General features: G+C 69.5%; 12 protein-coding genes. 4 read left to right on the top strand and 8 right to left on the bottom strand.

The features are described 5' to 3' along the window. Positions 1-177 precede the first annotated feature (177 nt). The 3 genes from PQI07_RS16995 to lepA all read left to right on the top strand — a co-directional run bounded on the left by PQI07_RS16995 (position 178) and on the right by lepA (position 3,401). Entirely contained in the window at positions 178-963 is a 786-nt protein-coding gene (locus tag PQI07_RS16995) for a HugZ family pyridoxamine 5'-phosphate oxidase (RefSeq protein ID WP_051975902.1), read from the top strand. A 25-nt stretch (positions 964-988) separates the two neighbouring features. Continuing rightward, complete coding sequence (locus PQI07_RS16990; protein ID WP_236952957.1) at positions 989-1,225, top strand: hypothetical protein; 237 nt, start codon at positions 989-991, stop codon at positions 1,223-1,225. A 373-nt stretch (positions 1,226-1,598) separates the two neighbouring features. After that, positions 1,599-3,401, top strand: coding sequence for a translation elongation factor 4 (gene lepA / locus PQI07_RS16985; protein ID WP_043351666.1), 1,803 nt, complete (start codon positions 1,599-1,601; stop codon positions 3,399-3,401). Between the two features lie 158 nt (positions 3,402-3,559). Here lepA and PQI07_RS16980 read toward each other — a convergent pair whose 3' ends face one another. From PQI07_RS16980 to PQI07_RS16970, 3 genes are all read right to left on the bottom strand, one after another. After that, the gene (locus PQI07_RS16980) at positions 3,560-3,877 is read right to left on the bottom strand and encodes a c-type cytochrome (protein WP_043351655.1); all 318 of its coding nucleotides are present in this window, start codon (positions 3,875-3,877) and stop codon (positions 3,560-3,562) included. Positions 3,878-4,100: 223 nt separating this feature from the next. After that, a complete protein-coding gene (locus PQI07_RS16975; protein WP_043351653.1) occupies positions 4,101-5,384 on the bottom strand; it encodes a PQQ-dependent sugar dehydrogenase in 1,284 nt (427 codons plus the stop codon). A gap of 114 nt (positions 5,385-5,498) precedes the next feature. Further along, entirely contained in the window at positions 5,499-7,001 is a 1,503-nt protein-coding gene (locus tag PQI07_RS16970; protein ID WP_043758350.1) for an NAD(P)/FAD-dependent oxidoreductase, read from the bottom strand. Positions 7,002-7,192: 191 nt separating this feature from the next. Between PQI07_RS16970 and PQI07_RS16965 the strand changes: the two genes are divergently transcribed. After that, positions 7,193-8,980, top strand: a complete 1,788-nt coding sequence (locus PQI07_RS16965; protein WP_274927034.1) for a hypothetical protein — start codon at positions 7,193-7,195, stop codon at positions 8,978-8,980. A gap of 3 nt (positions 8,981-8,983) precedes the next feature. Here the strand turns inward: PQI07_RS16965 and PQI07_RS16960 are convergent, their stop codons facing one another. The 5 genes from PQI07_RS16960 to PQI07_RS16940 are packed head-to-tail and all read right to left on the bottom strand — an operon-like array spanning position 8,984 to position 13,276. Next, entirely contained in the window at positions 8,984-10,213 is a 1,230-nt protein-coding gene (locus tag PQI07_RS16960; RefSeq protein ID WP_182591694.1) for a molybdopterin molybdotransferase MoeA, read from the bottom strand. Then, positions 10,210-10,701, bottom strand: coding sequence for a cyclic pyranopterin monophosphate synthase MoaC (gene moaC / locus PQI07_RS16955; RefSeq protein ID WP_043351646.1), 492 nt, complete (start codon positions 10,699-10,701; stop codon positions 10,210-10,212). The genes PQI07_RS16960 and moaC overlap by 4 nt, the downstream gene beginning before the upstream one ends. A gap of 3 nt (positions 10,702-10,704) precedes the next feature. Further along, entirely contained in the window at positions 10,705-11,592 is an 888-nt protein-coding gene (trpC, locus tag PQI07_RS16950) for an indole-3-glycerol phosphate synthase TrpC (protein ID WP_043378522.1), read from the bottom strand. Next, the gene (trpD, locus tag PQI07_RS16945; protein ID WP_274927033.1) at positions 11,589-12,626 is read right to left on the bottom strand and encodes an anthranilate phosphoribosyltransferase; all 1,038 of its coding nucleotides are present in this window, start codon (positions 12,624-12,626) and stop codon (positions 11,589-11,591) included. Before trpD ends, trpC begins: the two co-directional genes overlap by 4 nt. Positions 12,627-12,661: 35 nt before the next feature. Next, positions 12,662-13,276: an anthranilate synthase component II gene (locus PQI07_RS16940; RefSeq protein ID WP_043761266.1), complete on the bottom strand. Its 615-nt coding sequence runs from the start codon at positions 13,274-13,276 to the stop codon at positions 12,662-12,664. Positions 13,277-13,301 lie beyond the last annotated feature (25 nt).

Here is a 13,301-nt window from a genome sequence, read left to right as displayed (position 1 = left end):
AAGGGACAGGTGCTTTAGTACGACCGATCGGAAAAAGCGAGCGGCGGTCATAGCTTGGCCGTAACAGCGGCATGCCGCGGCCCATCTGACGCGGTTCGGACGCCTCGCGCGCGCTGCGGCAGATCGCTAACATGGCGGCGGAATGCGGCGGCAATTCGGACCGGGGAGGAATCGCGGATGGGCGAGACGATGGACACGGGTCCGGGTCCCGGCGGACCGGCCCGTCCGCTGCCCGCCGAGGCGGCGCCGTTCGACGCGATCGGCCTGTCGCGGATGCTCCTGCGCAGCATCCGTTCGGGTGCCCTCGCGACCCTGGATCCGGACGGCACGCCCTTCGCGTCCCTCGTCACCATCGCCACCGACGTGGACGGCACGCCGCTGATGCTGCTGTCGCGGCTGTCGGCCCATACCCGCAACCTGCTCGCCGAGCCGCGCTGCTCGCTGCTGTTCGCGCAGGGCGGCAAGGGCGATCCCCTCGCCCATCCGCGGCTGACGGTGGTCGGCCGCGCCGTCCAGACACCTGAGGCGCGGGCACGCGAGCGGTTCCTGGCCCGCCACCCGAAGGCCAAGCTCTACGCCGATTTCCCCGATTTCGGCTTCTTCGCCCTCGCGCCGGACGCCGGCCATCTCAACGGCGGCTTCGCCAAGGCCGCGACGCTGACCCGGGACCAGCTCCTCCTCGATCTCTCGGACGCGCAGCCGATCGTGGCCGGCGAGCGCGGCGCCGTGGAGCATATGAACGCCGACCATGCGGACGCGCTGGCGCTCTACGCCGCGGGCGCAGGCGGCGAGGCCGGGCTGCCCTGGCGGCTCACCGGCCTCGACCCCGAGGGCATGGACCTGATGGCGGGCGATCGCACCGTCCGGGCCCCCTATCCGGAGCGCGTCACCGACATGGGTGCGCTGCGCAAAAGTCTCGTTGCCATGGCCGCGCGGGCGCGCGCGACCGGTGCGGACGCGTGAACGCGCAAGGACTTCACGATCAGGCATGGCGAAAAGTCGCTGCGTGCCCCATATCGGGGCGATGAGCGATACCCAGACTGATACCTACCCCTTCAGCCTCGATGTGGAGCCGGTCGGCGAGAGCGGCTCCCTGTTCCAGTGGAGCATCCGCAAGCACGGCAAGCTGCACCAGCGCTCGGACCGGAAACATCCGACCGAGGCCAAGGCGCGCTCCCATGGCGAGGCCGAGATCGAGCGCCTGATCCGCGACCGCGGTCGCTGATCGGACGGACGATCGTCGGCGACAGTCCCGTCGTTCACCCGGGGGCCGGCACGTTCCGGCCCCCGTCGTTTGTCCGTGGACCGGACGACCGGGTCCATGCCCTCCGTCATCCCGGGACCGCGACGCGCAGCCCGCGACCGGGACACCCGGCGGGATCCGACGGTGCCAGCCGGTGCGGTTCTGGTATTCGGGCCCTTCTGCGCCCGCCCGGAATGACGGGACGGGACCCTCATCGCGACGGCGCCGGTCCTCAGGCGCTTAGGCCGCGCTTGGCGCCTTCCCGCGGCGCTGCTATCTCGCGCGGGAGCCGATCTTTTCGAATACGTCCCGACGTCAGAGGGTGCGCGCCAGCGTGCGCCCGAACGGAATGCCGATGACAGCCCCGATCGAATCCATCCGCAATTTCTCGATCGTCGCACATATCGACCACGGCAAATCGACCTTGGCCGACCGGCTGATCCAGGCCACCGGCACCGTCGCGCTCCGCGACATGAGCGAGCAGATGCTCGACTCGATGGATATCGAGAAGGAGCGCGGCATCACCATCAAGGCGCAGACCGTGCGCCTGGAATACAAGGCGCAGGACGGCAAGGATTACGTCCTGAACCTGATGGACACGCCCGGCCACGTGGACTTCGCCTACGAGGTGTCGCGCTCGCTCGCCGCCTGCGAGGGGTCCCTCCTCGTGGTCGACGCCTCGCAGGGCGTGGAGGCGCAGACCCTCGCCAACGTCTATCAGGCGCTCGACGCCAACCACGAGATCGTGCCCGTCCTCAACAAGGTCGACCTGCCGGCGGCCGAGCCGGACCGGGTGAAGGAGCAGATCGAGGAGGTGATCGGCCTCGATGCCTCCGACGCGGTGCCGATCTCGGCCAAGACCGGGCTGAACATCGAGGCGGTGCTGGAGGCGATCGTCACCCGCCTGCCGCCGCCGAAGGGCAAGAGCGACGCGCCGCTGAAGGCGCTCCTCGTGGACAGCTGGTACGACGCCTATCTCGGCGTCGTCGTGCTGGTGCGGATCATCGACGGCACCCTCAAGAAGGGCATGACCATCCGCATGATGGGTGCCGACGCGGTCTACGGCGTCGACCGGATCGGCGTGTTCCGGCCGAAGATGGCCGATATCGACGCCCTCGGCCCGGGCGAGGTCGGCTTCTTCACCGGCTCGATCAAGGAAGTGGCCGACACCCGCGTCGGCGACACCATCACCGAGGACAAGCGCCAGACCACCGAGATGCTGCCGGGCTTCAAGGAAGTCCAGGCGGTGGTGTTCTGCGGCCTGTTCCCGGTGGACGCGGCCGAGTTCGAGAATCTCCGCTCGGCCATGGGCCGGCTGCGGCTCAACGACGCCTCCTTCTCCTACGAGATGGAGTCTTCGGCCGCCCTCGGCTTCGGCTTCCGCTGCGGCTTCCTCGGGCTCCTGCACCTGGAGATCATCCAGGAGCGACTTGAGCGCGAGTTCAACCTCGACCTGATCTCGACCGCGCCCTCGGTGGTCTACCGCCTGAAGATGCGCGACGGGGAGGTGAAGGAGTTGCACAACCCGGCCGACATGCCGGACATCATGAAGATCGAATCGATCGAGGAGCCCTGGATCCGCGCCACGATCCTGACGCCCGACGAGTATCTCGGCGGCGTTCTGAAGCTCTGCCAGGACCGCCGGGGCGTCCAGATCGACCTCAACTACGTCGGCAAGCGCGCCATGGTGGTCTACGACCTGCCGCTGAACGAGGTGGTGTTCGATTTCTACGACCGGCTGAAGTCGATTTCGAAGGGCTATGCCTCCTTCGATTACCATGTCTCGGATTACCGCGAGGGCGACCTCGTGAAGATGTCGATCCTGGTGAATGCCGAGCCGGTGGACGCCCTGTCGATGCTGGTCCACCGCACCCGCGCCGAATCGCGCGGCCGGGCCATGTGCGAGAAGCTCAAGGACCTGATTCCCCGCCACCTGTTCCAGATCCCCGTCCAGGCGGCGATCGGCGGCAAGATCATCGCCCGCGAGACGATCAAGGCACTGTCCAAGGACGTCACCGCCAAGTGCTACGGCGGCGACATCTCGCGCAAGCGCAAGCTTCTGGACAAGCAGAAGGAAGGCAAGAAGAAGATGCGCCAGTTCGGGCGCGTCGAGATCCCGCAGGAAGCGTTCATCGCGGCGCTGAAGATGGACGATTGAGGCGCCGCGTTGGTGAGGCGCTTTCCGTCATCTGTCACGAGGAAGACGCGAGAGCCGATCTTGCTTGTGCGTTCGAACGTGATGGCCGGTTCTGAAACGGGAACCGGCCTTTTCCGTCGTTGCGAGCGCAGCGACGCTGCGGGGCGCAAAAAGAGCGTCTACCCCGGCGGCAGCACGTCGATCTGGATCCCCGCATAATACGCCGCCAGATTGGCGATATCCGCGTCCGACAGCTCCTTCGCGACCACGTTCATGATCTCGTTCTGCCGCTTGCCGTCGCGGTACTCGGTGAGCGCCTTCACGAGGTAGGGCTCGACCTGACCCGCGAGGTTCGGCGCCTCCGGCAGCTTCGAGAGCCCGTCCATCCCGTGGCAGGTCTGGCAGGCGGTCGCGCGCTTCTTGCCCGCAGCGGCGTCGCCGGCCTCGGCCGAGAGCGGGACGAGCGTGGCGGCAAGGAGGAGAAGCAAGCGGATCATCGGGGCGGGCTCGAACTCTCGGACCGGTGGAGACTGGCACCCGCGCTTCCGGACGGGGCGCGGGTCCCCTCTCCCGTGCGGGAGAGGGACAGGGTGAGGGATCGGATCTTTCCGGAGACGGCGCACCCCTCACCCCGACCCTCTCCCGGACGAGAGAGGGGGTGCGTCGCGCCCGTTCGCGACGGGGCGTCCCTCTCGGTGAGGGGCGCCCCGTCACAAGACACTACTTCTCGTAGGAGATCCGATAGATCGCCCCGGCGGAATCGTCCGAGACCAGCAGCGAGCCGTCCAGCATCACCGCCACGTCCACCGGGCGGCCGAGATACTCGCCGTCGCCGGTGAGCCAGCCCTCGGCGAAGGGCTTCACCGATTCCACCTTCCCGTCGGCGCCGAGCTTGGCGAACATCACCCGGGCGCCCACCGGCTCGGTGCGGTTCCAGGACCCGTGCTCGGCGATGAAGATCCCGCCCTTGTAGGAGGCCGGGAACTGCTTGCCGTTGTAGAAGGTCATGCCGAGATCGGCCGCGTGCGGGGGCAGTTCGGCCTGCGGCGCGACGGCGTCGGCCGGCGGGGTCTGGTCCTTGTACTCCACCGTGCGGACCGCGCCGCCGCCAAACCACGGGAACCCGAAATTCTCGCCGGCCTTGGTGGCGCGGTTGAGTTCGCCCGGCGGCTTGTCGTCGCCCATGCCGTCCACTTGGTTGTCGGTGAACCAGAGGGACTTGTCGGTGTTGAAGTCCATCCCCACCGAGTTGCGGATGCCGGTGGCGTAGACCTCGCGGTTCTTGCCGTCGGCATCGATGCGGATGATGCCGCCGATACCGGTCTTCTTGTAGAGATCCATTTTCTCGGGCGGCGGCACGTTGTAGGGCTGGCCCAGCGCGATGTAGGTCTTGCCGTCCGGCCCGACCCGGCAGACCCGGGCGGTGTGGTTGAAGCTCTCCTCGGAGGCCGGGATCAGCGCGCCCTGCTTGACCAGCACGCCGGCGGCGACGTCAGGGTTCTCGTAGAAGAACTCGGCGGCCGGGAAGGCCAGGACGCGGTTCTGCTCCACCACGGTGAGCACGCCGTCCTTCGAGAAGCAGACGCCGTTGGGGATCTTGAACGCGATGCCCGGCGCGAAGGGCCGGACCTCGTCGGCGACCCGGTCCTTGTCGCGGTCGGTAACCGTGAAGATCTTGCTCTTGCGCGTGCCGACGAACAGCACACCGGCATTCGGACCGACCGCGATGGCGCGGGCATCCGGCACCACGGCATAGAGATCGATCTTGAAGCCATCCGGCAGCTTGATCTTCGACAGGTTCTTGCGGATCGCGTCGGCGCGCCGGCCGGTCTGCGGGATTTCGGCGGCGGCCTGCGTGTCCGTGCTGTGGAAGCCCTCGAGCTTCTCCAGATCGTCGGTCTTGGCCTTGGTCTCGGCAGGGGCGGCGCCCTGCGCCAGGGCGGGCAGAACCGCCGCCGGCATGGCCACGCCCGCGACGAGCGCGGCGAGAAGCAGAGATCGCATCGAAACAAATCCTCCCGGCGGCCCTCGGTTCAGGGCATTACCGGAAGGGAACGATAGGGGCGCGGGAGAGACCGGCAAGCCGCTTCGGTGACGCGGGCCCGGTGCTGTTGCGCGTCAGGCGACCTTGCGCGGCACGAGACGCTCGCTGCCCAGCGCCGCCTCGGCCCCCGACACGCCAGCCTCGGTGTACTCGGCATCCTCGTTGACCCGCCAGACGTCGTGCCGGCGCCGGCCGCAGAGGATGTTCTCCACGGTCAGCATCGCGGTCATCATCGCGTGGTCCTGGTTGTTGTACTTGTGCATGCCGTTGCGGCCGACGAGGTGCAGGGTCGGGAAATCCCGCTCCAGCTCCCGCCGCACGGTGACGACGTGGCCGGCATACTCTTCGTCGTAGACCGGGTAGGCCTTCGGCTGGCGGACCACGCAGGCATCGACCACGTCGGCCGGGTCGATCAGGCCGATCTGACCGATCTCGCGCTTGGCGAGTTCCACCAGCTCGGCATCGTCGGCGTTCCAGAGGCCGTCGCCCTCGAAGCAGAAATATTCGAGGCCCAGGCAGGTATGGTCCGCGTCCGGCACCATCTCGGGGGACCACGAGCGGAAGTTCTGCACCCGGCCGACCTTCACCGACGGGTCGTGGATGTAAATCCAGTTGTCCGGGAAGTTCTTGTCGGACTTGGCGATCAGCGCCACCGTCAGGAAATCGCGGTACTTCAGCGCCCGGGCGTTGAAGGTGCTGAGCGGCCGCGGGCGGATCGCGTCGACCAGCTCACGGACCGGCGCGGACGAGATGACGTTGCGGGCCGTGAAGGTCTCGCGGCTGCCGTCGGCGCGGCGGGCCGCCACCGTCCAGATGCCGGTCCCGGCATCGTAGCTGAGGGAATCGACGCTGCGGTCGAGGCGCAGGTGGCCGCCCTGGGCCTCGATCTTGGCGGCGGCGGCCTCCCACATCATGCCGGGTCCCCGGCGCGGATAGCGGAACGACTCGATCAGCGTCTTGATGACGGGACCGCCGGCCGGGGCCCGCTTGCGCAGGCCCAGGGAGCGCTTGATGCCGTCGCGGATCGCCGCGCCGAGATCGAGCCCCTTGATGCGCTGCGCCGCCCAGTCGGCCGAGATCGCGTCGCAGGACATGCCCCACACCTTCTCAGTGTAGGTCTTGAAGAAGATCGCGAACAGGCGCTCGCCGAACTGGTTGCGCACCCAGGCGTGGAAGGTCTTCGGCTCCTCGATCGGCCGCAGGCGGGCATAGAGGTAGGAGGCGACGCAGGCCGCACTGGTGAAGACGCCGAGGTTGCGGAGCGCCTCGAAGGCCTTGAGCGGGTAGGCGTAGTACCGGCCGCGATAGTAGATCCGGGACAGGCGCGGCCGCTCGATGAAGTCGTTGGGAAGGATCTCGTCCCAGAGATCGACCACGGCCTGCGACTTCGAGAAGAAGCGGTGGCCGCCAATATCGAACAGGTAGCCGTTGTGGGAAACGGTTCGCGAGATCCCGCCGACCTGCGCCGGATCCCGCTCCAGGACGGTGACGGAGCGCCCCTTCTTCGACAGCAGGTAGGCGGCGGTCAGACCCGCGGGCCCCGCGCCGATCACCAGCGTCTCGGTGTGGTGGCTCATCCCATGCTCCGGCGATTGGTGCGGCGTGCGACGCGCAGGACGCCGACCGGACGGCAGGATGCCGGGTCGTGGTTAAGGAATCGCTGGCGCGGCGGCGGGAACGCGCGGCCGATGTCCCTTGACCGCGCGTTAAGCCGAACCGCGCCAGCATGACGGCGAGGGCATCGACCGCCCGCCCGGGTGATCCAACCATGCCGGCTCCGGCGCCCCTGCCCTCCCGACCGCGCCGGCGGATCGAGACCCGCACGCTCCTGTGGGTGCTCGCCGCCCTCTGCATCGCGACGATGAACGCGCCTCACGCGGTGTGGGAGACGATCCGGCACCTGCGGGTTCCGGATACCGACGACGCCATGCGCCTCGTGGAAGTCCGCGACCTGCTGGCCGGACAGGGCTGGTTCGACAACGTCCAGTACCGGTTCCTGGCCCCGGCCGGCACGCCCAGCCACTGGTCTCGCCTCGTGGACGCACCCATCGCGGCGATGATCCTGGGACTCACGCCCCTGACAGGTCGCGCGCTGGCGGAAGGCCTCACAGCCGCCTTCTGGCCCATGGTGCTGTTCGGGCTCTACGGCTGGGTTCTGTACCGCGGCGTCCGGCACAGCTTCGGAAGCCGGGCCGCGCTCCTGGCCCTGGTGGCGGCGACGCAGACCTTCGGTGTGACGATCCAGTTCCAGGCAGGCCGGGTCGATCATCACAATCTGCAGATCATCGCGATCCTCGGCCTCGCCTTCTGCATGATCGGCGGCGATCTGAAGCGGGGGATGATCGGTGGGATTCTGGCCGCCGTCTCCCTGGCGATCGGGCTAGAGGGGCTGCCCTTCGTGGCGCTGGCCGCCCTGTATCTCACAGGCGACTGGTGCCTGCGCGGAGCGCCCGCCCATCCCCCGCTGGCGGGCTTTGGCCTCGGGCTCGGGGCCGCCGCGCCCGCATTGTTCGCCGTGCAGACAGCGCCTTCCCTCTGGGGTGTCTCGCATTGCGACGCGCTCTCGCCACCGTGGCTCTGGCTGACCGTGGGCGGCCTCGTCTTCGCCACCGGAGTCGCCGTCGCGGGAGAGCGCCTCGCGACGATCCGCGCCCGGCTCGCCCTCGCAGGCTTGGCCGGATGCGTCCTTCTGGTCGGGTTCGTCGCCGCCTTCCCGGCCTGCCTCGGCGGCCCCTTCCCGGACATGCCGCCTCTCGTGCGGATCCATTGGCTGCTGACCGTCAACGAGATGGCGCCACTGACGAAATTCGTGGCGCGCGGCCAGTGGGAGGCGCTGGTCTTCTATCCCGTCGTGATCCTCGCGACCTTCACCGCATCCGGGATGGCCTGGTGCGGGCCGGAGCGTCGGGCTTGGTCGGTGATGGCGCTATTCCTGTGGCCCGGGCTGATCCTCGGCATCATTCAGTTCCGCGGCCTCTACATCGCCTCCGGCTTCGTGCCGCTGGTGGCGGGCATCATCCTCGATCGGGCGCTGGCGCGCGCCGCAGGCCCGCCTGCCGATGGCCGGCGCTGGCAGATCGCGCTCCTCGGCGCCGGAATGATCAGTTGCCTCTGGATGATCCCGGCGCTCCTGTTGGGAGCGTTGGCGCCGGACCTGCGCACCGCGCCGGATGCGGCCGAGGTCACAGCCTGCCTCAGCGATGCCGCCGTGCGCCCCCTCGCGGTCCTGCCGGAGGGCACCGTGCTGGCGCCGATCGTCCTGGGACCGTCGATCCTGTTGCGGACACCGCATAAGATCGTGGCCGCGCCGTATCACCGGGCGATTCCCGGACTCACGGCCGCAATCGAAGGGCTGGGCGGTACCGAGGCCGACCTCGACCGGGTGCTGACGGAGTTCGGCGTTCAATACCTCGTCGCCTGCCCGGCCCGGCCGGCCGACGATCTTCAGGCCGAGACGGCCTTCGCCACGCGACTCGCCCAGAGCAAGGTCCGGAGCGCCCGCCTGATGCCGCTGGACCTGCCCGGCCCTCTCAAGGCGTGGCGCGTGATGCCCTGAGCGTCAGAACAGGCGACGATCGAGACGGATGATCCGGCAAAGATCGCCGGCGGTCGCGGCCGGCGCGTGCGGCGCGCGGATGAGCAGGGCCTCAGAGCGTCCGAGAACGCCCAGCATGGAGGAATCCTGGCGCTGCTCGGCGGTCGCGATGGGCAGCTGGCCAGGTTCCACGGTGAGGCTCGCGCGCATGTAGTCGGCGCGGCCGTCATTCGCCGAAAGGTCGCGGCCGAGCCTCGCCGGCTCGCTGCGGTCGGCGCCCGCCTGCGGATCCCCCTGGAGCGCACGGATGGCCGGAACCACGAACAGCAGCCCGCAGACGATCGACGAGACCGGATTGCCCGGCAATCCGATCACCAGCATGTCGCCGAGGCGGCCGTGCATCAGCGGCTTGCCCGGCCGGAGGGCGACCCGCCAGAACCCGAGTTCCAGTCCCTCCTTGGCGAGCGCGCTCTGAACCAGATCGTGGTCGCCGACGGAGGCGCCCCCGAGGGTGATGAGCAGGTCGGCCCGCGCCTCGCGGGCCCGACGGAACGCATCCGCCAGGGCGGCGTGGTCGTCGGCCGCGATTCCGAGATCGATGATGTCGGCACCCGCCTCCGCCGCGAGGGCCGCCAGCGCGAGGCTGTTCGAAGCGACGATCTGGTCCCAGCCGGGCGTCGCCCCGGGCTCCACCAACTCATCACCGGTGGCGAGAATCGCAACCCGCGGCCTCCGCCGCACGGAGAGGCGTGGATGGCCAGCCGCCGCGGCCAGCGCCAAGCGCCGGGCGTCGAGGCTCATGCCGGCCGGGATCAGGGTTTCGCCCGCGATGAAATCGAGGCCCGCCCGACGGATGAACCGCATCGGCTCGACCGGCTCGAGGACGCGCACCGTCCCATCCTCCGCGGACGCATTCTCCTGGATCAGAATCGCATCCGCACCCTCCGGAACCGGCGCGCCGGTGAAGATCCGCACCGTCTCGCCTGCGCCAATGCGTCCCGAGAAGCCGTGTCCGGCCGCACTGGTGCCGATCATCCGCAGAGATGCCCCCACCTCTGAGGCGTCGGCGCTGCGCACGGCGTAGCCGTCCATGGCCGAGGCCGGGAACGGCGGCTGTGTGCGGGAGGCGCCGACATCCGCGGCGAGCGTCCGGCCGGCAGCCTGCGCCAGCGGCACGGTTTCGGGTTCGACCGGACCGGCGACGCTCGCGAGAACGCGCGCCAGCGCCTCGGCGACCGGGATCAGGTCGCTCATTCCTGCGGGGCCCGATACGCGCCCGAGCGACCGCCGTCCTTTGCGATGAGGCGTATGCCCTCGATGCGCATACCGCGATCGACCGCTTTCACCATGTCGTAGACCGTCAGGCAGGCCACCGAGACCGCGGTCAGGGCCTCCATCTCGACACCCGTCGGACCCTGCACCCGGACTTCCGCGGCGATGCGCAGGCCCGGCAGCGCCGCGTCGGGCTCGCACTCGACTCGGACCTTCGACAGCAGCAGCGGGTGACAGAGGGGGATCAACTCGTGGGTGCGCTTGGCCGCCATGATGCCGGCGAGTCGCGCCGTGCCGATCACGTCCCCCTTCTTGGCGTCGCCCTCGCGGATCAGCGCCAGGGTCTCGGGCCTCATCACGATCTGGCCTTCCGCCCGGGCGGTCCGGTCGGTGGCGGGCTTGTCGGTGACGTCGACCATGTTGGCCGCGCCGCTGGTGTCGAGATGGGTCAGCGTCGAGCCCGGCTCCATCGCTCAAGCCTTCTTCCGCGGCTTGCCGCCCTTGGTCTCCGCATCGCCGAACAGCAGGGTACGGGCCGCCTTCGCGACGTCCGGCTGCCGCATCAGGCTCTCGCCGACCAGCACCACGCCGAGGCCGTTGTCCCGGAGACGCACCACGTCGGCATGGTCGCCGATCCCGCTCTCGGCCACGGCGATGCGATCGGCCGGTATGCCCGGCGCGAGCCCGATCGCGGTCTCGAACGACACCTCGAAGGTCTTGAGATTGCGGTTGTTGATGCCGATCAGGGCCGTACCGAGGGGGATCGCCCGGGTCAGCTCAGCCGCGTCATGCACCTCGACCAGGACATCCATGCCGAGGAGATTCGCCGTCTCAACCAGGGCCACGGCCTCGTCGTCGTCGAGGCAGGCCATGATGACCAGAATGCAGTCGGCGCCCCAGGCCCGCGCTTCGTAGACCTGATAGGGCTCGAACAGGAAGTCCTTGCGCAGCACCGGAAGCCCGCAGGCTTCGCGCGCCGCCGTCAGGTACTCGGGCCGGCCCTGGAACGAGGGCTCGTCGGTGAGCACCGACAGGCAGGTCGCGCCGCCGGCCTCGTAGGCGGCGGCCAGGGTGGCCGGATCGAAATCGGCGCGGATCAGGCCCTTGGAAGGCGAGGCCTTCTTCACCTCGGCGATGAGCGCCGGGCGGTCCTCGGCGAGGTGGGCGCGGATCGCCGCCGCAAAACCGCGCACCGGCTCCGCCTGCGCGACCCGCCGTTCCAGCTTGGCGAGCGGCACGCGCAGCTTCGCTTCGGCGATCTCGCGGCGCTTGTAGGCCTCGATCCGCGCGAGGACGTTCGGCCGCTCGGGCGGCGCCTCGGCGCCGGTCTGCTGGGTCGCGTCGTGCGTCAGCGAGCTCATCGGCCCTCCTCCCCGTTGGAGTGGTCGTTCGAAGCCCGGACAAGGCGGGCGAGCGTCGCCCGGGCCGCCCCGGAATCGACGGCATCCTGCGCCCGCGCGACGCCGTCCGCCAGGGCCTGCGCGGCACCCGCGACGACGAGGGCAGCCCCCGCATTGAGAACCGCGATGTCCCGGTAGGCGTTGCGGGCGCCGGCCAGGACGGCCTCAAGCGCCCGGGCATTGTCGGCCGGATCGCCGCCGCGCAGTTCCTCGGGGGCGCGCAGCGCCAGCCCGAATTCCCGCGGGTCGATGGTGAAGCGAGACAGCCTGCCTTGATCGAGGGCCACCACCCGCGTCGGACCCGTGACGGTGATCTCGTCGAGCCCGTCGGACCCGTGGACGGTCCAGACCCGGCGGCTGCCGAGTTCCGAAAGGACGCGCGTCAGCGGTTCGGCCAGGGCCTCCTGGGCGACGCCGAAGAGCTGATAGCCGACGCCGGCCGGGTTGCTGAGCGGGCCCAGCAGATTGAAGATCGTCCGGACAGGCAGTTCGGAGCGAACCGCCGCCACGTGTCGCATCGCCGGGTGATGGGCCTGGGCGAACAGGAAGCAGAGACCGGCCTCGTCGAGGCAGCGCACCTGCCCAGCCGGATCGAGGCCCAGACGGACGCCCAAAGCCGCGAGCACGTCGGCCGCGCCCGACCGGGAGGTCGCGGCGCGATTCCCGTGCTTGGCCACCGGCACGCCGCAAGCGGCCACCAGGATGGCGGCCAGCGTCGAGACGTTGACGCTGCCGGAATGGTCGCCGCCGGTGCCGACGACGTCGATGGCGTTCGCGGGCGCCGCGACGCGCGTCATGCGTTGCCGCATGGCCTCGGCGGCGCCGACGATCTCGTCGACGGTCTCGCCGCGCACCTTGAGGGCGGTGAGGAAGGCGCCGGCCTGGACCGGCGTCACCTCGCCCGACAACAGGTCGTCGAAGGCGGCACGGGCCTCGGCACGGTCGAGGGCGAGGCCCCCGGAGACCTTCGCGAGATGGGGTCTGAAACGATCCATGGCTTCTGACGGAGGGCCGCCCCGGCCTCCCGGCGTCAATGCACGTCGGCACGCGTCCTGTCACGCGCCGTATTCCAGGCCGTGGCAAGATCGAGGAAGTTCTTCACGATCTCCGTGCCGTGCTGCGACCGGATGCTCTCGGGATGGAACTGGACGCCATGGAGCGGACGCTCGGCATGCTCGAGCCCCATGATCAGGCCGTCCGCCTCCGCGGTGACCCGCAACGCGGCCGGGCAGGTCGCACGATCGACCACGAGGGAGTGGTAGCGGGTCGCCTCGAAGCTGTCGTTCAGGCCGCGGAACAGGCCGCGGGCGCCGTGCCGGATCGTCGATACCTTGCCGTGGAGCGGCAGGGGCGCCCGCACGACATCGCCGCCGAACGCTTGTCCGATGGCCTGGAGACCCAGGCACACGCCGAAAATCGGGATCTCCTCGGACAGATCACGGACCACGTCGAGGCAGATACCCGCCTCCGTGGGCGTGCATGGCCCGGGCGACAGCACGATCGCGTCCGGCGCCCTGGCGCGGATGTCGGGGATCGTGAGCGCGTCGTTGCGCACGACATCGACGGTCCCGCAGAGCGGACCGATCAGGTGCACGAGATTCCAGGTGAAGGAATCGTAGTTGTCGATGACGAGGACGTTGGGCATCGCGGCGGCACGCTCGGGCATGCAG

It is taken from the genome of Methylobacterium sp. 092160098-2, from assembly GCF_028920805.1.
GTDB lineage: Bacteria > Pseudomonadota > Alphaproteobacteria > Rhizobiales > Beijerinckiaceae > Methylobacterium > Methylobacterium fujisawaense.
This window is presented reverse-complemented; position numbering and strand designations above follow the sequence as displayed.

Coding starts and splice junctions, on each gene's coding strand:
- PQI07_RS16995 (WP_051975902.1), top strand. CDS start 178: ATGGGCGAGACGATGGACACGGGTCCGGGTCCCGGCGGACCGGCCCGT.
- PQI07_RS16990 (WP_236952957.1), top strand. CDS start 989: ATGGCGAAAAGTCGCTGCGTGCCCCATATCGGGGCGATGAGCGATACC.
- lepA (WP_043351666.1), top strand. CDS start 1,599: ATGACAGCCCCGATCGAATCCATCCGCAATTTCTCGATCGTCGCACAT.
- PQI07_RS16980 (WP_043351655.1), bottom strand. CDS start 3,877: ATGATCCGCTTGCTTCTCCTCCTTGCCGCCACGCTCGTCCCGCTCTCG.
- PQI07_RS16975 (WP_043351653.1), bottom strand. CDS start 5,384: ATGCGATCTCTGCTTCTCGCCGCGCTCGTCGCGGGCGTGGCCATGCCG.
- PQI07_RS16970 (WP_043758350.1), bottom strand. CDS start 7,001: ATGAGCCACCACACCGAGACGCTGGTGATCGGCGCGGGGCCCGCGGGT.
- PQI07_RS16965 (WP_274927034.1), top strand. CDS start 7,193: ATGCCGGCTCCGGCGCCCCTGCCCTCCCGACCGCGCCGGCGGATCGAG.
- PQI07_RS16960 (WP_182591694.1), bottom strand. CDS start 10,213: ATGAGCGACCTGATCCCGGTCGCCGAGGCGCTGGCGCGCGTTCTCGCG.
- moaC (WP_043351646.1), bottom strand. CDS start 10,701: ATGGAGCCGGGCTCGACGCTGACCCATCTCGACACCAGCGGCGCGGCC.
- trpC (WP_043378522.1), bottom strand. CDS start 11,592: ATGAGCTCGCTGACGCACGACGCGACCCAGCAGACCGGCGCCGAGGCG.
- trpD (WP_274927033.1), bottom strand. CDS start 12,626: ATGGATCGTTTCAGACCCCATCTCGCGAAGGTCTCCGGGGGCCTCGCC.
- PQI07_RS16940 (WP_043761266.1), bottom strand. CDS start 13,276: ATGCCCAACGTCCTCGTCATCGACAACTACGATTCCTTCACCTGGAAT.